Below are 20,611 nucleotides of genomic sequence, written 5' to 3'. Positions count from 1 at the left end.
CTCGGAAGGTCTCAATGCGGCTCATCGCATCCATATATTTATATGTATTTGCCTGGCAGCGTCCTACTCTCACGGGACGTCAGTCCAACTACCATCGGCGCTGGAGAGCTTAACTACTGTGTTCGACATGGGAACAGGTGTGGCCTCTCCGCCATCGCCGCCAGACTTTGAATGTATATACATTCAAAACCAAATAGAAGTGTCAGTAAAGAGTGAACGCACTCATTTATTTCTTACTTTGAATAAGTCTTCGATGGATTAGTATTCGTCCGCTCAATGTGTCACCACACTTACACGCCGAACCTATCAACCTCATAGTCTCTGAGGCATCTATTGGGGAAATCTCATCTTGAGGGGGGCTTCATGCTTAGATGCTTTCAGCATTTATCCCGTCCATACGTAGCTACCCAGCTATGCCGTTGGCACGACAACTGGTACACCAGTGGTATGTCCATCCCGGTCCTCTCGTACTAAGGACAGCGCCTCTCAAATTTCCTACGCCCACGACGGATAGGGACCGAACTGTCTCACGACGTTCTGAACCCAGCTCGCGTACCGCTTTAATGGGCGAACAGCCCAACCCTTGGGACCGACTACAGCCCCAGGATGCGATGAGCCGACATCGAGGTGCCAAACCTCCCCGTCGATGTGAACTCTTGGGGGAGATAAGCCTGTTATCCCCGGGGTAGCTTTTATCCGTTGAGCGATGGCCCTTCCATGCGGAACCACCGGATCACTAAGTCCGTCTTTCGACCCTGCTCGACTTGTTGGTCTCGCAGTCAAGCACCCTTGTGCCTTTACACTCTATGAATGATTTCCAACCATTCTGAGGGTACCTTTGAGCGCCTCCGTTACTCTTTAGGAGGCGACCGCCCCAGTCAAACTGTCCATCTGACACTGTCTCCCAGCCGGATTACGGCTGCGGGTTAGAACCTCAACCACACCAGGGTGGTATCCCACCAGTGCCTCCACATAAACTAACGTCCATGCTTCTTTGGCTCCCACCTATCCTGTACAGGTGGAGTCGAGATTCAATATCAAACTACAGTAAAGCTCCACGGGGTCTTTCCGTCCTGTCGCGGGTAACCTGCATCTTCACAGGTACTATGATTTCACCGAGCCTCTCGTTGAGACAGTGCCCAAATCGTTACGCCTTTCGTGCGGGTCAGAACTTACCTGACAAGGAATTTCGCTACCTTAGGACCGTTATAGTTACGGCCGCCGTTTACTGGGGCTTCAATTCGTACCTTCGCTTGCGCTAAGCACTCCTCTTAACCTTCCAGCACCGGGCAGGCGTCAGCCCCTATACGTCACCTTTCGGTTTGGCAGAGACCTGTGTTTTTGGTAAACAGTCGCTTGGGCCTATTCACTGCGGCTTATATTTCTATAAGCACCCCTTCTCCCGAAGTTACGGGGTCATTTTGCCGAGTTCCTTAACGAGAGTTCGCTCGCTCACCTTAGAATTCTCTTCCCAACTACCTGTGTCGGTTTACGGTACGGGCAGATCAATTACTCGCTAGCAGCTTTTCTTGGCAGTGTGAGTCCGTATGCTTCGCCTACTATTTTCGGCTCCCCATCACCACTCAGCCTTATGCATGCCGGATTTGCCTAACATGCAGCCTTATGGCTTGGACGCGCTCTTCCTTCCGCGCGCTCATCTTTTCCTTCTGCGTCACTACTTCACTCAAATGCAATCATCTGGTACAGGAATTTCTACCTGTTGTCCATCGCCTACGCTTTTCGCCTCGGCTTAGGTCCCGACTTACCCAGAGCGGACGAGCCTACCTCTGGAAACCTTAGTCGTTCGGTGGACGGGATTCTCACCCGTCTTTCGCTACTCACACCGGCATTCTCACTTCTAAGCGCTCCACATGTCCTCTCGGTCATGCTTCACCGCACTTAGAACGCTCTCCTACCATTAAAATAAATTTTAATCCACAGTTTCGGTAATATGTTTAGCCCCGGTACATTTTCGGCGCAGCGTCACTCGACTAGTGAGCTATTACGCACTCTTTAAATGATGGCTGCTTCTAAGCCAACATCCTAGTTGTCTGTGCAACGCCACATCCTTTTCCACTTAACATATATTTGGGGACCTTAACTGGTGGTCTGGGCTGTTTCCCTCTCGACAATGGACCTTATCACCCACTGTCTGACTCCCATACATCACATCTATGGCATTCGGAGTTTGTATGAACTCGGTAACCCGGGATGGGCCCCTCATCCAAACAGTGCTCTACCTCCACGATGCTAATATGAGGCTATACCTAAATATATTTCGGAGAGAACGAGCTATCTCCAGGTTCGATTGGAATTTCACCCCTACCCACAACTCATCCGGTCACTTTTCAACGTAAGTCGGTTCGGCCCTCCATTCAGTGTTACCTGAACTTCAGCCTGGTCATGGGTAGATCACCTGGTTTCGCGTCTACAAACATATACTCATTCGCCCGTTTCAGACTCGCTTTCGCTGCGGCTCCACATTCGCTGCTTAACCTTGCATATATTCGTAACTCGCCGGTTCATTCTACAAAAGGCACGCCATCACCCCTTAACGGGCTCTGACTACTTGTAAGCACATGGTTTCAGGTTCTATTTCACTCCCCTCCCGGGGTGCTTTTCACCTTTCCCTCACGGTACTGGTTCACTATCGGTCACCAAGGAGTATTTAGCCTTGGGAGATGGTCCTCCCAGATTCCGACGGAATTCCTCGTGTTCCGCCGTACTCAGGATACATTCTAAATTGTTTCATCTTTCAACTACGGGACTCTTACCCCCTACGGTTGGCCTTCCCAGACCATTCGTCTAAATGTCACAACCCGTTGTGAATGTCCTACAACCCCAGCTAATGCTGGTTTGGGCTCTTCCCGTTTCGCTCGCCGCTACTCAGGGAATCGATTTTTCTTTCTCTTCCTCTGGATACTAAGATGTTTCAGTTCTCCAGGTCTCCTTCGCTAACGCTATGTATTCACGTTAGGATAATACCTCGCGGTATTGGGTTTCCCCATTCGGAAATCTCCGGTTCATCGCTTACTTACAGCTCCCCGAAGCATATCGGTGTTTGTTCCGTCCTTCATCGGCTCTTGGTACCTAGGCATCCGCCATGCGCCCTTCAATACTTAATCGTATTGAAATGTGTGAGTGTATCTCTCGATACTTTGCGTTCTCGTTTCTATTTCTGCTTGAAATGAAATCTTTTTTCTCTTTACTTTACTTCTATTCGGTTTTCAATGTACATACTTTTGAATGTTTCATTTAAAAACATTCAAAACTGAATACAATATGTCTGCCGCTTAATTCCGCTCCGTTATATCCTTAGAAAGGAGGTGATCCAGCCGCACCTTCCGATACGGCTACCTTGTTACGACTTCACCCCAATTATCAATCCCACCTTTGACGGCTACCTCCATTAAGGTTAGTCCACCGGCTTCAGGTGTTATCGACTTTCGTGGTGTGACGGGCGGTGTGTACAAGACCCGGGAACGTATTCACCGTAGCATGCTGATCTACGATTACTAGCGATTCCAGCTTCATGGAGTCGAGTTGCAGACTCCAATCCGAACTGAGAACAGTTTTATGGGATTCGCTTGGCCTCGCGGCTTCGCTGCCCTTTGTAACCTGCCCATTGTAGCACGTGTGTAGCCCAAATCATAAGGGGCATGATGATTTGACGTCATCCCCACCTTCCTCCGGTTTGTCACCGGCAGTCAATCTAGAGTGCCCAACTGAATGATGGCAACTAAATTTAAGGGTTGCGCTCGTTGCGGGACTTAACCCAACATCTCACGACACGAGCTGACGACAACCATGCACCACCTGTCTCTCTGCCCAAAAGGGAAACCATATCTCTATGGCGATCAGAGGATGTCAAGATTTGGTAAGGTTCTTCGCGTTGCTTCGAATTAAACCACATGCTCCACCGCTTGTGCGGGTCCCCGTCAATTCCTTTGAGTTTCAACCTTGCGGTCGTACTCCCCAGGCGGAGTGCTTAATGCGTTAGCTGCAGCACTGAGGGGCGGAAACCCCCCAACACTTAGCACTCATCGTTTACGGCGTGGACTACCAGGGTATCTAATCCTGTTTGATCCCCACGCTTTCGCACCTCAGCGTCAGTTACAGACCAGAGAGCCGCCTTCGCCACTGGTGTTCCTCCATATCTCTGCGCATTTCACCGCTACACATGGAATTCCACTCTCCTCTTCTGCACTCAAGTAAAACAGTTTCCAATGACCCTCCCCGGTTGAGCCGGGGGCTTTCACATCAGACTTATTCTACCGCCTACGCGCGCTTTACGCCCAATAATTCCGGATAACGCTTGCCACCTACGTATTACCGCGGCTGCTGGCACGTAGTTAGCCGTGGCTTTCTGGTTAAGTACCGTCATCTCTAGGCCAGTTACTACCTAAAGTGTTCTTCCTTAACAACAGAGTTTTACGAGCCGAAACCCTTCTTCACTCACGCGGCGTTGCTCCGTCAGACTTGCGTCCATTGCGGAAGATTCCCTACTGCTGCCTCCCGTAGGAGTCTGGGCCGTGTCTCAGTCCCAGTGTGGCCGATCACCCTCTCAGGTCGGCTATGCATCGTTGCCTTGGTGAGCCACTACCTCACCAACTAGCTAATGCACCGCAGGCCCATCCTTTAGTGACAGATAAATCCGCCTTTCATTAAGATTACTTGTGTAATCCAACTTATCCGGTATTAGCTACCGTTTCCGGTAGTTATCCCAGTCTAAAGGGTAGGTTGCCCACGTGTTACTCACCCGTCCGCCGCTCGATTGTAAGGAGCAAGCTCCTTACGCTCGCGCTCGACTTGCATGTATTAGGCACGCCGCCAGCGTTCATCCTGAGCCAGGATCAAACTCTCCATGATTGGAAAGCTTTTACTAAGCTCACTCGATACTGCTGACAGTATCTACTTGCGTTTATATTGTTCGCCTCAATCTGTGCTCCTATCTTAATAGAAGACTTTTTATTCGGAATTAAACGTTGACATATTGTCATTCAGTTTTCAATGTTCTCGTTTTTAAAACAATTTAATAAATGGAGCGGGTGATCGGGATCGAACCGACGACATCAGCTTGGAAGGCTGAGGTTATGCCATTTAACTACACCCGCATAGGTATAATATTGAGTATAAGATTTAAAGCGTCTTAATGGTGCGGCTGAGAGGACTTGAACCTCCACGGGATTTAACTCCCACTAGGCCCTCAACCTAGCGCGTCTGCCGATTCCGCCACAACCGCTAAAAGTATATTTAAGATGTTTGTTCTTTTTAGCGACATCTTTCATTATAACCTTTCGAGAGTATGATGTCAAGAACTTTTTTGTGATTTTTCTGTAAGTACTTTCGCTTAGTTGCTTAAGCTCTAACAGTTTAGATTTAAAATTATACTTTCTTATAAAGTATAAGTCAATGATTAATTTATATTTTTTTAAAATTAATGGTGACCCGTACGGGACTCGAACCCGTGTTACCGCCGTGAAAGGGCGGTGTCTTAACCGCTTGACCAACGGGCCAACTTATTAAAATAACAACGTTTACTAATATACAGACATTCTTATATTAAGTCAATACATTCTTCACAATTTATTTTATGTTTTATATCTTTATTGACTCCCTTCTATATAATGTAACTTTTAAGTATCATTTTATTCTCATTTAGTTAGCTAAGCACTATGTTCATTAAGAATAAGCATTACGTTTTCCTTGTGTAAAATACTTGTAAAGATATTCATTTACTTCGGTTTAGAAGCTTGCTTTTGTTACTTATACTTGATATAGTTTATTTATAATAATTCTAATTAATGGAGGCAGTTATTGATGACTAATAAAGATAATAGACTTACTACTCTTTTCGGCAATCCCGTTGGTGATCGTGAAAATACAATGACAGCTGGACCACGTGGTCCTCTTGTAATGCAAGATCCTTACTTCTTAGATATGATGGCTCACTTTGACCGTGAAGTTATCCCTGAACGTCGTATGCACGCTAAAGGTTCAGGTGCATTTGGTACATTTAAAGTCACACATGACATTACACAGTACACGAAAGCTAAAATCTTTAGTGAAGTTGGGAAAGAAACAGAAATGTTTGCTCGCTTCTCTACAGTAGCTGGTGAACGTGGTGCTGCAGATGCTGAACGTGACATCCGTGGTTTCGCACTTAAATTCTACACCGAAGATGGTAACTGGGATTTAGTTGGTAACAACACACCTGTATTCTTCTTCCGTGACCCTAAACTTTTCCCAAGTTTAAACCACGTTGTTAAACGTGATCCTAAAACAAACATGAAAAATGCTGAAAGTAACTGGGACTTCTGGACTAACCTTCCTGAAGCATTACACCAAGTTACTATAGTAATGTCAGACCGTGGTATTCCTAAAGGTTTCAGAAACATGCATGGTTTCGGTTCACACACTTATAGCATGATTAATGAAGATAATGAACGCGTGTGGGTTAAATTCCACTTCAGAACTCAACAAGGTATTGAAAACTATACTAATGAAGAAGCAGAATCAGTTGTTGGTAAAGACCGTGAATCTTCACAAAGAGATTTATTCAATGCAATTGAAGAAGGAAACTTCCCTAAATGGAAAGTGTACATTCAAGTGATGACTGAAGAACAAGCTAAAACTCACCCAGATAACCCATTCGATTTAACTAAAGTATGGTACAAAGGTGACTACCCACTCATCCCAGTTGGTGAGTTTGAATTAAATAAAAACCCTGAAAACTACTTCGCTGAAGTAGAACAAGCAGCATTTGCACCAACAAATATTGTGCCTGGTATCGGATTCTCTCCAGATAAGATGCTACAAGGTCGTATCTTCTCATATGGAGACACCCAAAGATACCGTCTTGGTGTGAACCACCACCAAATTCCAGTGAACTCACCAAAAGGTGCATCGAATGTTTGCCCATTCTCTAGAGACGGTGCAATGCGTGTAGATGGTAACATGGGCTCTGGTGTTAACTACTATCCTAACAGTTACGGTGCGCATAACTCGGATCCTGACGCAAAACAGCCTGCATTAGATCTTGAAACTGCATCAATCTATGAGCACAATTTCCGTGATGACGATGATAACTACTTCGAACAGCCTGGTAAACTCTTCCGTTTACAGTCTGATGAAGAGAAACAACGTCTATTCAGAAATACTGCTGACGATATGGCTGAAACAACAACACGTACTAAACACCGTCATATCTATAACTGCTACCAAGCAGATCCGGATTACGGTAAAGGTGTTGCAGCTGCACTTGGTATCGACATCAATGATGTAGATCTTGAAAACCCTGATTACTTCCACAACATGTAAAAAAGTAAATATGAAAATGGCGGGAAATCTTTAAATAGATTTCCCGCCATTTTTTATACATCCTTCATTGTTAAAGCAATTCTATTTTTCTTTACATCTACATCCATTACTTTTACTTCTACAATATCTCCAGTATTTACTACGTCTAAAGGATGTTTGATATATCTATTAGCAATTTGAGAAATATGAACAAGTCCATCTTGTTTCACACCAATATCAACAAAAGCCCCAAAATCTGTTACATTTCTTACTGTCCCTGATAAAGTCATACCAGATTTTAAGTCTTCAATACTTAAAACATCAGATTTTAAGAGTGGAGTATCGTACTGATCACGTACGTCTCTAAGTGGTGCTTTCAAACTTTCGATAATATCTTCCAAGGTAGGTACACCTAAATCTAATGTTGTAGCAAGCTCTCTAACGTTGATTGATGACAGTTTTCCTCGGATTTTTTCTGTTCCTAAATCATCAATAGTTAAACCTAGAATTTTAATTAATTCATATGTTTTTTTATATTGCTCAGGGTGAATCTGAGTCATATCCAGCGGTTCTTTACCGTTGAATATTCTTAAGAACCCGACACATTGTTCATAGGTTTTATTACCTAAGCGCGCAACTTTCTTCAGCTCACTTCTCTTTTTGAAGCCACCATTTTCCTGACGATATAGGACAATATTTTTACTAATAGCCGGCGTGAGCCCTGCAACATGTTGTAAAAGCGTCACTGATGCTGTATTCAAATCGACACCTACTTGGTTAACAGCTGTTTCAACGACAAAATCTAAAGATTCCGTTAGGAATTTCTGATTAATATCATGTTGATATTGCCCAACACCAATTGATTTTGGATCAATTTTTACAAGTTCACTAAGCGGGTCATGAACACGTCTCGCAATCGACACCGCGCTACGTTCTTCTACGTTAAAGTCAGGAAACTCTACTCTCGCTATTTCTGAGGCTGAATACACACTCGCCCCTGCTTCGTTAACGATAATATAACTCAAATCTAAATTCTCTTCACTGATGAGTGAGCCGACAAATTCCTCTGACTCCCTTGATGCGGTTCCGTTACCAATAGCAATTAAAGACACATCATATTGTTTAATTAGATTAACTATCTTTTTCTTCGCTTCATCTTTTTTATTTACAGGCTTATGTGGGTAAACAACATCTTTAGCTAAAAAACTTCCTGTCTCATCAATGACTGCCAGCTTACAACCTGTTCTATAGGCAGGATCTAAACCGAGAATAATTCTTCCTTTTAGCGGTGGTTGTAATAAAAGACGTTTTAAGTTTTCTTCAAAGACGTCAACAGCGTGCTTTTCACTTTTTTCCTTTAAATCAGAACGGATCTCTCTCTCAAGTGAAGGTAGTAATAAACGCTTCAGACTATCTTCAATTGCGTCAGTTATTAGGTCAGCCGTCTTAGCACCATGTTTAATAACTTTTCCACTTAAGTACTCAATAAATTTCTCGTTGTCATGAGAAAACTTCACACTGAGTACCTTTAATGTTTCTCCCCGATTTAAGGCAAGAATACGGTGAGGTACAATATTTTTCACACGCTCCGTATAATCATAATACATCTCAAAGACACCTTCAGGATCGTCTGCATTTTTTCTCACAGTCGATACAAGACTCGAAGTTGCTTTAATACTTTTTAAAATATGCAAACGATAATAAGGATTATCAGATATCATTTCAGCAATGATATCTTTCGCGCCTTGAATTGCGTCATCTGCTGTAGTAACTTCTTCGTTAAGATAAGTTGCCCCAAGTGCTTGTATATCTTCAGTATCTCCTTTTAATATTTCTTTAGCCAGTGGTTCTAAGCCGAGACGTTTCGCTTCTGTTGCACGGGTTTTCTTCTTCTGTTTATAAGGACGATATAAGTCTTCCACACGACTTTGTTTGGTCTGTTTTAATACTTCTTCACGTAGCTCTTTTGTTAACATGCCTTGTTCGTCAATTAAACGTATGACTTCATCTTTACGCTTGTTTAAGTTTTCTAGGTATAAATATTCTGTTTCAATTTCTTTAATCGCAACTTCATCAAGTCCCCCTGTAGCTTCTTTACGGTAACGCGCAATAAAAGGGACGGTATTCTTGTCCGCCAGGAGTTCAAGTACTATTTCAATAGGTTGCTGATTGATATTCATCTTCTGGCTAATCTGTTTAATGAGTTCCTCTGTCATATACATAATCTCCTAATATAAAAAGCCCAATCTATACAGATGGGCTTTAGTAAATTTATTCTACTTCTTTGACTGCTTCTCTCAGCTTCTTAATTGCAGAACGTTGTAAACGTGAAACATGCATTTGACTTAAGCCTATGCGTTCTCCAGTTTCTTTTTGACTGAGCCCATCGATGAATGTAGAATGAATAATTTCCTGTTCTCTATCTGAGAGAATCGGTAAAACCTTCTCTAAAATCATACGTTTTTCAGCCAAGTCATAATTGTCATCTTGTTCACCCATTACATCGAGCAAGGTAACTGTTGAGCCATCCTTATCCGCTTCGATTGAATGATCGACACTTAATGCATTATAACTTTGACCCATTTCCATTGCTTCCAATATTTCTTCTTCAGTCACTTCCAATTTGTTTGCAAGCTCTAAAATTGTCGGTGAACGCTCCAGTTCATTTGTAAGTTGGTCTGTCGTATTTTTAATTTTGGGGCCGAGTTCTTTTATACGTCTTGGAACATGAACACTCCATGTCTTATCTCGTAGATACCTTTTAATCTCCCCGACTACGGTCGGTACTAGGAAGACTTCAAAACGACGGTCAAAAGACGTATCAAAACGTTTAATTGCCCCGAGTAGGCCAAGCATGCCGACCTGGACTAAATCCTCATGATGAGACTGCCCTCTTGAATATCGAAAAGCTAAAGATTCAACTAGTTTCGTATAGTTATCGACCAGTTTACTTTGAGCTAACTGATCTTCATTTTCCTGATAGCTTTTAATAAGCTGGTTAACCTCTTCAGGTGGCAGTCCGTAATTTTTATTTTGAGATTGCTTCTCCATTCGGTTGCACCTGACTTTCGCTAATATACTTCGTCATGCTAATTGTAACACCCGGTTCTTTTTTGAATGTCACCTTGTCCATGAGAGTTTCAATAAGGAAAAGCCCAAGCCCACCTTCTCTCAAATAGTTAATATTATCATCTTCATTATAAGGACCAAGCTCTGTTTTAATCTGTTCATAATCAAAGCTTTGCCCATTATCAGCAACGATAATTTCAACCTTATCATTAAATACAGCAAAGCCAACGGAGATATCTCCTGCTTCATCTGCACTATAAGCATGCTTAACAGCATTTGTTACTGCTTCTGATACGGCAATTTTAGAATCCTCAATGTCATCATAAGTTGCACCAGCTCTTGACAACACACCAGATAAGGTTAGACGGATTAAACCAACGTATTCAGGGTTCGACGGAAACTTCATTTCTATAAAATCATATTCGCGCGTCATTATTCTTCGACCTCCGAATTCTTGTTTACATACATCAAGTCACGTAAACCAGTAATTTCAAAGAGTTTCATGATTCTATCATTTACTCCAAGTACATGGAGCTCCTTGTTATGCTTATTTAAATCTTTTAAAGTTCCAACAAAAATACCTAGACCGGTAGAGTCCATGTAGTTTAATTCACTTAAGTCTACAATTAAATTGTGTTCTCCGGTAGCTGCGATCGGTTCAAAAACCTGCTTGAGTTCAGGCGCGGTATAAACATCTAACTCTCCTTTTACAGTCACTAGATATTCATCTTTATTTTCTGTCACATCAATACTAATGTTCATGATTATGTACGCACTCCATTCGATTCGTTTGTAAAAAGTATGGCTCCATATTTTTACCCTAAAACATAAAATTTGAAACTTACTAAGATTTTTTATTTTTTATAATAAACATCGTTAAATCATCTCTATAGCTTTGATGACGCATACGGGTTAAATTCTCATAGATGTACTGCACTATATCTTGAGGATGCTGATCTCTATATTCTCGAATCATATCTTTAATATCTTCCATATCGATAAATGAACCGTCATGCTTTCTTAACTCAGATACACCGTCGGTAAAGACAAATAACATATCATTCACTGCTAAGTCAGTAGATACTTCCTCGTATTCCGCCTCTTGCATAACACCAAGTACCAAGCCCTTACCATCTAACTCTTCAAAAACATCCTCTTCATGACGATAAATGAATGCAGGTTCATGACCTGCACTGGAGATACATAAATTAGCTTTTTTAAAGTCATAAAGACCGTAAAACATCGTAACGAACATATTTTTATTCACGTTTTTCTCAACTAAGCGGTTGAGACGTTGTAATGATTGTGAGGGTGGGTTCGATGAAGATGTTAAATCCATCCCAAATTTCAGCATGGACATAGCAATCGCTGCAGGAATCCCTTTACCGATGACATCCGCTACCGCGAACGTTAATTTACCATCAGCGTGTTCAATAATATTGTAGTAGTCTCCACTCACTTTTCTAGCAGGTACACTAATGGCACCGAGTTCTACGTTTTCCATAACAGGTATAGACGTTTTTAACATCGTCTCTTGTAAACTAGCAGCGACATCCATTTCTTGGTCATGGCGTTCCATCTTGTTTAGCATGGCCTTATAGTCCTTGTATGTAAAACCAAAACGAATCATCACTTCTTGTAGGACTTCTAGGGAATCTTTAATTAAGGTGTAACTATTAAGTTCCATCACATCAATTAGTTCAATATGTAAAGCAATCATTTCATCAGGTGATATATCCATATCAATCGCGCGCTCACTAAAGTCGTGCGCTTTATTATAAAGTACATCATCATCCTTTGACTCTAGATGTTCCCTTATCAATGTCTTATAATCTTCAACTAAGTCATCAATATATGTCACAACGATCACCTCCTATTTTAAAAAAGACTTTTGATAACAAAAGTCTAGTTTGCAGTCTTCTTATATTTTTTCTTTTTCTTCTTACTCTTCGGCTCAAGCGCTAAACTAATCTTTAGAGCCTCTGTAACTTCTAGCATTTTTTCATCATCTAAATATGTAAGTTTTTCTTGCAAACGGGTTTTATCCACCGTTCGAATTTGTTCGAGCAGTATTACTGAATCCATGTCAAGGTTGTACTTTTCCTTGGAAATTTCAACATGTGTAGGTATCTTGGCTTTGTTTATCTTACCAGTAATGGCGGCAACAATCACAGTTGGACTGTGAAGGTTACCTACATTATTTTGGATAATAACAACAGGGTGTTTGCCCCCTTGTTCAGAACCCTGCACAGGTGAAAGATCAGCTAAATACACTTCTCCTCTTTTCATCTATTCACCATCTTTTCTGTCATTGCATGCTGCGCCATTACGCTTAGACTCTCCTAAGCTGATCCGGTACGCTTCACTTTCGGCATTGAAGCTTTCCTGGGCAATCATCAAATTAAGCTCAGCCATTTCTATATATCCTATGACTAAGTCCTTTTCCAAATCGCTGTATCCTGATAAATTCATCAATACACTCAGCTCCAAAATACATTTATATCATACTTACTTCTCATCATAACATTTAGATGTTCTTAATGCCATGTTACGCTTGAATATCAATTGATGACTTCATTTAGAATAAATGTTTCAGTCTCATTTTTATACCTACGTGGTAATCGTTTACTAAAGGCACATAGTGACTCGTAAGTAATTGTATTGACATATTCACTATACTGTTCTAAGGACTGTTTCGAATCTGCCTTATCATCAACAATTGTTACGATCTGCCCTAACTCAGTACCATCGGGTACTTTAATCATTGTAGCATCCATACAAATTGTGCCGACGATTTGACATTCTCCCCCGTCTCCCAACTGTACTGTATAGCCCTGATGTTGGCGCATTAGTCCATCTGCATAACCGATTGGTAGTGTCGCAATGACCTCATCTTGATTTGCTGTATAAGTTCTTCCATAGCTTACACTATCTCCGGCTTTAAGCTGATGTAACCCACAAATTTCACTTGTGAGTCGAGCTGAAGGAATCAGCTTCACAGATGTATTGTTTTTAACATAATCACTTGGGTAATATCCATATAAAGAAATACCACTTCTTACAGCGGTTGTGAAGTCTTCTTCTAACAGTAGAGCTCCACCAGAATTACTCATATGAATATAGGTAGGCTGTTCGACAGCTTGAACAATACCTTTAAACTTCTCAAATTCTTCAAGTGTTTCAGGACCTTCAACATCGCTAGAGGTAAAGTGACTATATATACCTTCGTAAATAAAACTCTCAAAGTGATTAATGCGATTAATCATTGCTGAAATTTCATCAATATCATCAGTTCCGTAACGGTTCATGGCACTGTTAACTTTTATATGAATCCATACCGATTTATCGTACTTATCATCTACATTATCAATCGCATCATTAACCCAATTTAAATTTGGTGCAGTCACTGCAATTCGGTGCTGGATTGCCTTGTTAATCTGTTCAGGATTAATCGTACCTAACACGAGAATCTTCTCTTTGATACCGTGCATTCTTAGAGCAATTGCCTCATCAAGTGTGGCAACAGCAAAAAATGTTACTCCCGCATCTGCAAGAAAGTTAGCCACAACTTCAGCTCCGAGGCCATAACTTTCAGCTTTAACGACTGCAATAAACGTTTTGTCATGATTCTTTGCTTGAATCGCCTTATAATTTTTTTCTATGGCTCTTAAATCAACGTCGAGTACGGTATCTCTATAGTACCTATCACTCATCTATTTTCCTCCTCAATAATCACCGTCGCAACCGCATAATCTCTAGAATGAGAGATTGAAACTTGGACGTTAGGGTCACCTTTAATCATCGGCTTACCTTGTTCATCATTTATACAACAGATATCATTAAAGCTAATTGCCTTACCAATACCTGTACCGAGCGCTTTGCTATAAGCTTCTTTAACAGCAAAACGACCCGCTAAGTAAGCAGTTTTTCTATCTAAATTATTGATTGTTTGATAGTGCGTAAATTCTAAATCACTTAGAATTCTTTTAGCTAATCGATCATCCTTATTGACCTTGTGAATTCTAGAAAGTTCAATTATATCTGTTCCAAGTCCACTTATCATAAAATATTACCTGCATTTTTTTGTTGACTATTTCGATTGATCAACGTTCGAATATCACTTCGTAGTTCGTCAGCCTTTTGATTTTCCAACTCAGGAATATATAATCTTTCAGCCGATGTTTGTAAGGAAATACCTTTTAAACTCATTTTTTTCATAATGGGACCGACCGTCGTATCGATGTTTTGCACCCTAAAAAATGGTACTGAAACTTCTGATTTAAACCAAATACCGCTGTGTATACGTATTTCATCCTCTAACACTTGATAACGGAAGTATTTGTACTTTAATTTCGGCGTAATCCATGCACTAATCAATAGAACCAAGAGGCCGAGACCGACTGGTATTAAAAAGATCCACCAAGGTATAAAGTCGAAAAAGAACGTAGCAATACCTATTGCTAGAGCAATCACAAACCAAATTCCTGCATTAATCAGTGCTCGAATTCTCCATAGTTTGATTGCTTTCGGTGATATCCGCTTCATCATCAGTCCCCCTCTCTATATATTTCCATATTCTCTCGATATCATCTTTTTCGATAAATTTAATTTCCGCTGACGAACTTAGTACACCACCCGGTGTCGACACTTCAATATGCCCGAGGTCTGCTCGGTGCAGGAACGGGTTTCTACGATACGTTGTATCTATAATTTTATCATGCTTAATCGCAAAGTGACGACGCGTAAAGGCTGATGCCGTCATCATGTTAATTTCATCTCCATAAATGGTATAACCAACATTCTTAGCACTATAAATACCACTTATTACAAAGATAGCTAAGAGTACTACCGCACCAATATAGATATAGGTCATGAATGACTCATCGTGGAAGAAATAAGCGAGTACGCCCACCGCGATTAAGAAAAACAGAATCGTAAATTGGAAGTATCTTCTATAAGATCGAACCGGCACTACTCTTTCAGGCGTGGTCATATGATAGTTTGGGAATATGTCCCCTATTATCTCATATAATTCTTTCTTTTTAATGAATGGGAGTAATTGAACCTTACCATCAACCTCATCTGATTCTAAAGAATCACTTGTTATCGAAACAGACAGTGCATAATAACCAATTAATCGGCGTAATAAACTGTCAGAAATAACGACATTTTGTACTCGATTTATATTCACGCTCTTGTTCTTCTTAGATAATAACCCATATTCGATAGACAGATCATCACCCCGACGTTTCAAGGTGTAATCATAGTTTCGAACCATAATAATCGTCGTACCAATAATATAACCGATTACGACAAAGATCAGTGAGGCAAGAACGACTGCCAGCACAACACTTCTAATAATATCCTCGAAGTATTCAAAGTAATTCTCAATGACAATTTCGCCACCTACGATATTAATTAAACCGAAGAATATTGCAGTAAAGACACCTAGGCCTCCACTCGTCATTGCCATGAGTAATAATTCCTTAAAGGACATCTTTTTAATCGTTTCAAAGCTTTTAATACTTTTAGTTGCAGTTTCTCTTGGCCAAGGGCTCGCATCACCTATATTGATTTCTGTTTCATCAAGTGATGTCACTGCCTCTTTCTCTTCTTTTTCCTCATAGATTGCACTTTGTATTTCACTTGCTTGAGATTTTTTTATGGTATCAATTTTAATGCCATCACCTGGTGTTAAAATATCGAGCTGAACGGCACCAAAAATCCTATGGAAAAATGGCTCATTAAAATCAATAGACTGAATGCGTTTGATGTCTAAATCTTTCTCATTTCTTGTTATGACACCGTCTTTAAAAACAAATTTATTATCCTCAATCCAAAATCTAGTTCGGTATTTATTGATCACATCATAACCAGTTAATAAGATAAATACTAAAACTAGAATACCAATACCACTAAATAATAATTTTGGACTGACTGTACCTGAGAACAGCTCTTCTCTCATATTAAACAAAATAATCAGTGTCGGTATGAACATATTTCTAATTCCTTTAACGACACTGCCTAAATATGCAACAGGGTGTAATTTCTGAGGATTATACATCGCTAGACTCCCCCTTTACAAGATCAACTATATTTTGTTTTAAGGATCTCGCCTCTTCAATTTTGAGTGGTGGCATCATTATACCTGTACCAGCAGTCTTAATTTCAACGATACCTAAATTATATTTTCTAGATAAAGGACCACTGTTGAACGTCACACCTTGTGCGCGTTTAATTGGGATCATTTGTGTTTTCACTGTAAAAAATCCTTGACGGACAACGATTCTATCTTCATGTAACTGATAAGAAGTCACCCGTGAATATATGATTGGCCTTAATATTACAAAGCTTACTAGCCAAAGGACTATGATACCTAAAAATATATAGTACAACCAAGTTGGCCAATCTAGAAAATAGACACCTACTGATGCACCAATAAGCACTAGTAATACGATCATCCAAGTGAGTAAGGCTTTAATCATTAAGTAGGGTCTTACACGCTTGTCCATTTGTATCATCGCTAACACATCCAAAATTTATTTACTTCTATAATACAACAGTCACAAAATAGAAAAAAGAGCTAGGAAATTGAGATTCCCAGCTCTGACGTTTTTATCTTTCGTGATCTTTAAATACACGACCTTGTTTACTTGTACGTCCGCCTTGTCCTTGGCGTTTGTTGTTTTTGCTGCCACGTGATTTAAAGTTGTCTCTACCACGTCTTTGGTTACCACCTCTGTGGTTACCTTTACTATAATTTGGTTTGCCTCTGCGTCCTTGACCTTTGCGAGAAAGTGGTTTTTCAAATGACAATTGAATATTGTCATCTTCTTTAGAATACAGAAGCTCATTAACTAGTGCTGCAATAATTGCTTTAGGCTCATGTTGAGTCATAAGACCTTCAGCGATTTCTCCGGTATGTTGGTTATTATTTTCTTCTAACCATTTACCAATTTTTTCATAGACTTCTTGTTCGCGTGCTTTTTCCACTTCTTTTTTACTTGGTGGACGAAGGGCACGAATTGCTTTTTTCTTATCGTTTTCAATTTGACGTAAGAAATCCATCTCAATTGGGTTAACGAAAGTTAATGCCATACCTTCTTTACCTGCACGACCTGTACGACCGATACGGTGAGTATAAGATTCAGTATCTTGTGGAATATCAAAGTTGTACACATGTGATACTCCTGAAATATCTAAACCTCTTGCTGCAACATCAGTTGCAACTAAAATATCGAGAGAGTTGTTTTTAAACTTCTTCAATACTTCAAGTCGTTTGGATTGTGTAATGTCACCGTGCAAGCCTTCAGCTCTGTAACCTTTGGCAATTAATGCACTTGTTAATTCGTCAACACGGCGTTTTGTACGACCAAAAACAATCGCAAGTTCTGGTTGGTGAACATCTAAGAAAGATGTAAATACAGATAATTTCTCTAACTCTTTAACAATTGTATAAAACTCATCGATTAAAGGGTCTGAGTTATTTTGATTCATCGTCTTCACAACTGTCGGATTCTTCATAAAACGTGTCACTAGATCTTGGATTGCACGTGGCATCGTCGCAGAGAATAGAAGTGTCTGACGGCCTTCTTCAGGTACTTTACTCATGATGAATTTAACATCATCAATAAAGCCCATGTTCATCATTTCATCCGCTTCGTCTAAAACAATTGTCTGTACATCTTCTAATTTTAGTGTGCGGCGATTAATATGATCAATCATACGTCCTGGCGTTCCGACGATGATCTCCGGTTTTCTCTTCAAATCTTTGATTTGACGTTCAATGCTCATACCACCAAAAATAACGGCAGTCGTTAATTTCTTTCTCTTAGCAAATGCCTTTAACTGATCGGCTACTTGTACAGCTAACTCTCTTGTCGGTGTTAGAACAATCACCTGAGTACCTGCACCTTTAGTTGTGTTTTCAACGATTGGGATACCGAAAGCACCAGTTTTACCAGTACCAGTCTGTGCTTGCCCAAGGATATCCTTTCTCTCTAATGCTAATGGAATACTTTCTTCCTGGATGGGAGTAGGTTCAGTGAACCCCATATCAGTAATGGCCTGTATTGTCTCATCACTGATTCCTAATTCTTTAAAAATCTTCAAACTTTAGTCTCCTTTGACTATTCATTTCTCGCATGTACAACTTCTCTATAGTAACACTTCACGCCTCAATTCACAAGGTCTTTTCTTGACTACCCTTAAAGCAAAAACGCTCGACTAAAATATTGGCCTCCAGCAGCTTCTCTTCTGTAAACATCAATAGGTGCGGCCCATGCTCAAGTAAAAACAATTGCGAGTTAGGCATTTGTTCATGCGCTTTTACACTTGCTTGATAAGGCACTAATAAATCAATCTTGCCGTGTATGAATATAACAGGACATGTCACTTTTCTTAAATCACCAGTTTTTGCTTCCACTATTTTGACGAATTCATTCATCGCTCGAAGTGGAATATTTTTTAATCGTGGACTCACTCTTCTAATCATATTATATCTCAAATGATCCTTCACAACACTTGATGAGAGGTTTAAACGATGCAACTTTGAAATTTTAGTGTGATCGAAGGCCAGTGCGATTAAAATTAATTTATCAACATGGTAATTTTGCGCGAGGTAAGATGCAAAGACGCCACCCATAGAGTAGCCAATGATGTATATTTCATCCACTCTCTTAGTTAGATTAAAATACGCCTTTTCTGCTTCTTGATACCAATCATCACCAGCTAGGCCCACTAAGCTTAAAGTGTAGCCATGACCTGGGTACACAGGAAATTCATAATCAAAATCATATCGCTTTTTTAAATATTTAAATGTTGGCTCTAATTCAAAACGCCCACCTGTATAGCCATGTAGAAATAAGATGCCGACTTTAGCGATCTTGTATCACCCTTTCTAAGGCCATTCCCCTAGAACCTTTTAATAAGATTGCTGTATCTTTATTTAGATGTTCTATCACCTGATCTCTCAAGTCCTCAATTGTCCCGATATGCATTTTGTTTTTAGTCTCTAAAATATTATGAATGTACTCTGTATGCTCACCGAATGTATATATATAGGTAAAGTCTGTTGGCAATTCATTGATGAAGTGCCCAACTGCCTCATGAAGTTCCTTAGAATAACTACCGAGTTCTAGAATGTCACCGAGCACTAGAATTTTGTTGGTGTAGTCGAGTTGACTCATTGTATCAATTGCACTGATCATACTAGCCTTAGATGCATTGTATGCATCATTAATAATTAGAGCACCACTCTTGTCCTCAATACGTTCCATTCTCATTGTTGTCACTTTTAAGTTTTCCAGATTTGCTTTACTTTCAGCTAAGCTAACACCTAAACTTTCAGCAACTAAAATAGCGAGTGATGCATTCAGTGCGTTATGGGCACCAAGTTGAGGAATCGAAACCACTTCGCCTTTAAATGTAAATTGCGTACCTTCACCATTTGCGCTGATATCCGTAATCAACGCTTCATTTTCTTCATTTAAACCAGCTGTTTTTAATGTATATGGTACATCTTTTTTAACGATGTTTTCTAAGAGTTGATAATCTTTAGAATAAATGAATGTACCCTCATCTTTTAATTCATCAACTATTTCGTATTTTGCCTTAGCAATATTTTCTCTAGAACCTAACATTTCTATATGGGATTCACCGACACTAGTAATCACTGCAATATCTGGTTTTGCAAGCTGACTTAAAAAACTAATATCTTTTAGTCGGTCCATCCCCATCTCTAAAATTGAAACCTCAGTATCCGCTTCAAGCTGTAAGATCGTTAATGGCATACCAATTTCATTATTAAAATTACCGATTGTTTTTTGCACCTTGTACCGTTTATTTAAAACACATTCAATCATGTCCTTGGTCGTCGTCTTACCATTTGACCCTGTCACAGCAACAACCTTCGGTGCAATTTCATTCAAATATACCTGGCTAATCTTCTGAAGGGCTTTTAATCCATCCTCAACAAGTATAGTAGGATAACTCGACTCCATATCGTCTTGTTCACTTAAGGTTAGCGCTGCACCCTTTTCAAAAGCCATATCTATAAAACGATGACCATCGACATTTTCACCTTTGAACGGAATGAATAAGTTATTTGTTTCAATTGTGCGTGTATCGATGGAGACACCCTCGATATAATTATCTTTTAAAGTTTCAGCCTTCTTATTTAATGTACCGCCACAGGCCAAAGCGATTTGCTCAAACGTTCTTTTTATCATTTTCTTCATCCTAA

At 40.2% G+C, this 20,611-nt stretch carries 16 protein-coding genes, 3 tRNA genes and 3 rRNA genes; 1 reads left to right on the top strand and 21 read right to left on the bottom strand.

Annotation, left to right across the window (positions count from 1 at the left end):
* Positions 1-50 precede the first annotated feature (50 nt).
* From rrf to JEM45_RS09830, 6 genes are all read right to left on the bottom strand, one after another.
* Positions 51-165, bottom strand: a 5S ribosomal RNA gene (gene rrf / locus JEM45_RS09855).
* 73 nt (positions 166-238) lie between these two features.
* Positions 239-3,125, bottom strand: a 23S ribosomal RNA gene (locus JEM45_RS09850).
* A gap of 194 nt (positions 3,126-3,319) precedes the next feature.
* Positions 3,320-4,869: ribosomal RNA gene (locus tag JEM45_RS09845) — 16S ribosomal RNA — on the bottom strand.
* Together the 16S, 23S and 5S rRNA genes with 3 tRNA genes alongside form the textbook arrangement of a ribosomal RNA operon.
* A gap of 171 nt (positions 4,870-5,040) precedes the next feature.
* Positions 5,041-5,114 (bottom strand) — tRNA-Gly (locus tag JEM45_RS09840).
* 39 nt (positions 5,115-5,153) lie between these two features.
* A tRNA-Leu gene (locus JEM45_RS09835) sits at positions 5,154-5,242 on the bottom strand.
* A 199-nt stretch (positions 5,243-5,441) separates the two neighbouring features.
* A tRNA-Glu gene (locus tag JEM45_RS09830) sits at positions 5,442-5,516 on the bottom strand.
* A 304-nt stretch (positions 5,517-5,820) separates the two neighbouring features.
* Between JEM45_RS09830 and JEM45_RS09825 the strand changes: the two genes are divergently transcribed.
* On the top strand, positions 5,821-7,320 hold the full coding sequence (locus tag JEM45_RS09825) for a catalase (RefSeq protein WP_166626919.1): 1,500 nt from the start codon (positions 5,821-5,823) through the stop codon (positions 7,318-7,320).
* A gap of 53 nt (positions 7,321-7,373) precedes the next feature.
* On the opposite strand, the gene JEM45_RS09820 is transcribed toward JEM45_RS09825, so the two are convergent.
* The 15 genes from JEM45_RS09820 to murF form a co-directional block, all read right to left on the bottom strand.
* Entirely contained in the window at positions 7,374-9,515 is a 2,142-nt protein-coding gene (locus tag JEM45_RS09820; RefSeq protein WP_166626920.1) for a Tex family protein, read from the bottom strand.
* Positions 9,516-9,570: 55 nt separating this feature from the next.
* Positions 9,571-10,350 carry an RNA polymerase sigma factor SigB gene (gene sigB / locus JEM45_RS09815; protein ID WP_026867238.1) on the bottom strand — a complete coding sequence of 260 codons (780 nt, stop codon included), beginning with the start codon at positions 10,348-10,350 and terminating at the stop codon, positions 9,571-9,573.
* Positions 10,328-10,801 (bottom strand): anti-sigma B factor RsbW, encoded by a 474-nt coding sequence (gene rsbW, locus JEM45_RS09810; RefSeq protein WP_026867239.1) that lies wholly within the window; start codon positions 10,799-10,801, stop codon positions 10,328-10,330. Before rsbW ends, sigB begins: the two co-directional genes overlap by 23 nt.
* Entirely contained in the window at positions 10,801-11,130 is a 330-nt protein-coding gene (locus JEM45_RS09805; RefSeq protein ID WP_166626921.1) for an STAS domain-containing protein, read from the bottom strand. Before JEM45_RS09805 ends, rsbW begins: the two co-directional genes overlap by 1 nt.
* 82 nt (positions 11,131-11,212) lie before the next feature.
* Positions 11,213-12,229: a PP2C family protein-serine/threonine phosphatase gene (locus JEM45_RS09800; protein WP_051220551.1), complete on the bottom strand. Its 1,017-nt coding sequence runs from the start codon at positions 12,227-12,229 to the stop codon at positions 11,213-11,215.
* A gap of 44 nt (positions 12,230-12,273) precedes the next feature.
* Entirely contained in the window at positions 12,274-12,657 is a 384-nt protein-coding gene (locus JEM45_RS09795; protein ID WP_198687401.1) for a type II toxin-antitoxin system PemK/MazF family toxin, read from the bottom strand.
* The gene (locus JEM45_RS09790) at positions 12,658-12,843 is read right to left on the bottom strand and encodes a hypothetical protein (protein ID WP_198687400.1); all 186 of its coding nucleotides are present in this window, start codon (positions 12,841-12,843) and stop codon (positions 12,658-12,660) included.
* 86 nt (positions 12,844-12,929) lie between these two features.
* On the bottom strand, positions 12,930-14,081 hold the full coding sequence (gene alr / locus JEM45_RS09785) for an alanine racemase (RefSeq protein ID WP_198687399.1): 1,152 nt from the start codon (positions 14,079-14,081) through the stop codon (positions 12,930-12,932).
* Positions 14,078-14,431: a holo-ACP synthase gene (gene acpS, locus JEM45_RS09780; protein ID WP_198687398.1), complete on the bottom strand. Its 354-nt coding sequence runs from the start codon at positions 14,429-14,431 to the stop codon at positions 14,078-14,080. The genes alr and acpS overlap by 4 nt, the downstream gene beginning before the upstream one ends.
* Positions 14,428-14,916, bottom strand: coding sequence for a PH domain-containing protein (locus tag JEM45_RS09775; protein ID WP_235678862.1), 489 nt, complete (start codon positions 14,914-14,916; stop codon positions 14,428-14,430). The genes acpS and JEM45_RS09775 overlap by 4 nt, the downstream gene beginning before the upstream one ends.
* Positions 14,858-16,432 carry a PH domain-containing protein gene (locus JEM45_RS09770; protein ID WP_026867247.1) on the bottom strand — a complete coding sequence of 525 codons (1,575 nt, stop codon included), beginning with the start codon at positions 16,430-16,432 and terminating at the stop codon, positions 14,858-14,860. The genes JEM45_RS09775 and JEM45_RS09770 overlap by 59 nt, the downstream gene beginning before the upstream one ends.
* Positions 16,425-16,889 carry a PH domain-containing protein gene (locus JEM45_RS09765; protein WP_026867248.1) on the bottom strand — a complete coding sequence of 155 codons (465 nt, stop codon included), beginning with the start codon at positions 16,887-16,889 and terminating at the stop codon, positions 16,425-16,427. Before JEM45_RS09765 ends, JEM45_RS09770 begins: the two co-directional genes overlap by 8 nt.
* A gap of 94 nt (positions 16,890-16,983) precedes the next feature.
* Entirely contained in the window at positions 16,984-18,480 is a 1,497-nt protein-coding gene (locus tag JEM45_RS09760) for a DEAD/DEAH box helicase (protein WP_026867249.1), read from the bottom strand.
* Between the two features lie 70 nt (positions 18,481-18,550).
* Positions 18,551-19,237, bottom strand: coding sequence for an alpha/beta hydrolase (locus JEM45_RS09755; protein ID WP_198687987.1), 687 nt, complete (start codon positions 19,235-19,237; stop codon positions 18,551-18,553).
* 7 nt (positions 19,238-19,244) lie between these two features.
* Positions 19,245-20,597, bottom strand: coding sequence for a UDP-N-acetylmuramoyl-tripeptide--D-alanyl-D-alanine ligase (gene murF / locus JEM45_RS09750; RefSeq protein WP_026867250.1), 1,353 nt, complete (start codon positions 20,595-20,597; stop codon positions 19,245-19,247).
* Between the last annotated feature and the right edge of the window lie 14 nt (positions 20,598-20,611).

The organism is Jeotgalicoccus sp. ATCC 8456 (assembly GCF_016313225.1).
Classification (GTDB): Bacteria; Bacillota; Bacilli; order Staphylococcales; family Salinicoccaceae; genus Jeotgalicoccus; species Jeotgalicoccus marinus.
Note: the sequence above shows the minus strand (reverse complement) of the source record. Positions and strands in the feature narration are given on the sequence as shown.

Excerpts from the sequence above, each read along its gene's own strand:
- JEM45_RS09825 (WP_166626919.1), top strand. The coding sequence starts at position 5,821 with ATGACTAATAAAGATAATAGACTTACTACTCTTTTCGGCAATCCCGTT.
- sigB (WP_026867238.1), bottom strand. The coding sequence starts at position 10,350 with ATGGAGAAGCAATCTCAAAATAAAAATTACGGACTGCCACCTGAAGAG.
- murF (WP_026867250.1), bottom strand. The coding sequence starts at position 20,597 with ATGATAAAAAGAACGTTTGAGCAAATCGCTTTGGCCTGTGGCGGTACA.
- JEM45_RS09795 (WP_198687401.1), bottom strand. The coding sequence starts at position 12,657 with ATGAAAAGAGGAGAAGTGTATTTAGCTGATCTTTCACCTGTGCAGGGT.
- JEM45_RS09820 (WP_166626920.1), bottom strand. The coding sequence starts at position 9,515 with ATGACAGAGGAACTCATTAAACAGATTAGCCAGAAGATGAATATCAAT.
- rsbW (WP_026867239.1), bottom strand. The coding sequence starts at position 10,801 with ATGACGCGCGAATATGATTTTATAGAAATGAAGTTTCCGTCGAACCCT.
- JEM45_RS09770 (WP_026867247.1), bottom strand. The coding sequence starts at position 16,432 with ATGTATAATCCTCAGAAATTACACCCTGTTGCATATTTAGGCAGTGTC.
- JEM45_RS09805 (WP_166626921.1), bottom strand. The coding sequence starts at position 11,130 with ATGAACATTAGTATTGATGTGACAGAAAATAAAGATGAATATCTAGTG.
- alr (WP_198687399.1), bottom strand. The coding sequence starts at position 14,081 with ATGAGTGATAGGTACTATAGAGATACCGTACTCGACGTTGATTTAAGA.
- acpS (WP_198687398.1), bottom strand. The coding sequence starts at position 14,431 with ATGATAAGTGGACTTGGAACAGATATAATTGAACTTTCTAGAATTCAC.
- JEM45_RS09775 (WP_235678862.1), bottom strand. The coding sequence starts at position 14,916 with ATGATGAAGCGGATATCACCGAAAGCAATCAAACTATGGAGAATTCGA.
- JEM45_RS09765 (WP_026867248.1), bottom strand. The coding sequence starts at position 16,889 with ATGATACAAATGGACAAGCGTGTAAGACCCTACTTAATGATTAAAGCC.